The sequence below is a fragment of the Sphingomonas sp. NFR04 genome, assembly GCF_900114095.1.
Taxonomy (GTDB): domain Bacteria; phylum Pseudomonadota; class Alphaproteobacteria; order Sphingomonadales; family Sphingomonadaceae; genus Sphingomonas.
The window spans coordinates 1-1,215 of record NZ_FORV01000018.1; the positions used below are offsets into that span (position 1 = coordinate 1).

1 protein-coding gene is annotated in these 1,215 nt (G+C 64.0%); it reads left to right on the forward strand.

Annotated elements, in window-relative coordinates; all coding sequences use genetic code 11:
* Positions 1-61 precede the first annotated feature (61 nt).
* Positions 62-1,188 (forward strand): IS3 family transposase gene (locus BM009_RS22060; RefSeq protein ID WP_254772418.1). Its coding sequence is split into 2 segments (ribosomal slippage): positions 62-320 and positions 320-1,188, totalling 1,128 coding nucleotides; the frame shifts between segments, so codons are not numbered across the junction.
* Positions 1,189-1,215 lie beyond the last annotated feature (27 nt).

The following is a 1,215-nucleotide window of genomic DNA, read 5'->3' on the forward strand; positions in this document are numbered from 1 at the left end:
TGACGTGCTCCCCTGAAACTCCTCCAGTTTGAGGTAGAGTCCTCGATCAAGGAGGACGAAGATGAAGCGCAGCAGGTTTTCAGAAGAGCAGATCATCGGGATCCTGCGCGAGCAGGAGGCCGGTTCGTCGACGGCAGACGTGTGCCGGAAGCACGGTGTAAGCAGCGCGACGTTCTACAAGTGGAAGGCGACGTACGGGGGCATGGATGTGTCGCAGGCGCGCAAGTTGAAGGTACTCGAGGACGAGAACGCGCGGCTGAAACGGCTGCTGGCCGATGCGATGCTCGACAATGCGGTGCTGAAGGAAGTTGCCGCAAAAAACTGGTGAAGCCTGCCGCTCGCCGAAGGGCTGTCGAGGATGTTCGGCAGGCCTTCGGCATCAGCGAGCGTCGGGCGTGCGCCATTCTGAGCGTGGATCGATCGTCGATGCGCTATGCGCACCGGCGCGGTGATGATGGCGACCTGCGGTCGCGGCTTCGCGAGATCGCGCTTGAGCGCCGTCGGTTCGGCTATCGGCGGCTGGGGATCATGCTCGCCCGAGAAGGCATCGTCATGAACCACAAGAAGCTGCTGCGGCTGTATCGCGAGGAGAATCTGCGGGTGCGCCGTCGCCGCGGCCGCAAGCGGGCGATGGGCACGCGGGCGCCGATGGCGCACCCGCAGGGGCCGAACCAGCGGTGGAGCCTGGACTTTGTGAGCGACACGCTGGTGTGTAGCCGGCGTATCCGCATCCTTGCCGTCGTCGACGACTTCACGCGGGAGAACCTGGCGCTGGTGGTGGATACGTCGTTGTCGGGCACTCGTGTTGCCCGCGAGCTCGATGCGATCATAGCAGTGCGCGGCAGGCCCCTGATGATCGTCAGCGACAACGGGACCGAACTGACCAGCCTGGCGATCCTGCGCTGGGCGCAGGACCGGCAGATCGAGTGGCATTACATCGCGCCGGGCAAGCCGCAGCAGAATGGCTATGTCGAGAGCTTTAATGGTCGCTTGCGCGACGAGTGCCTGAACGAGACGCTGTTCGCTTCGCTGAGCCATGCCCGCTCGGTGCTGAGCAACTGGCGAGACGACTACAACCATGTGCGGCCGCATAGCGGTATAGGCGGGCTGACGCCCGCCGATGCTGCAAGGCGCGTTGCGCAACCCCACCCGCCAGGGCATCCTGGCAACCCCGGACTCTACTTATGAGTGGAGGAGAAAAGGGGAGCACGTCAC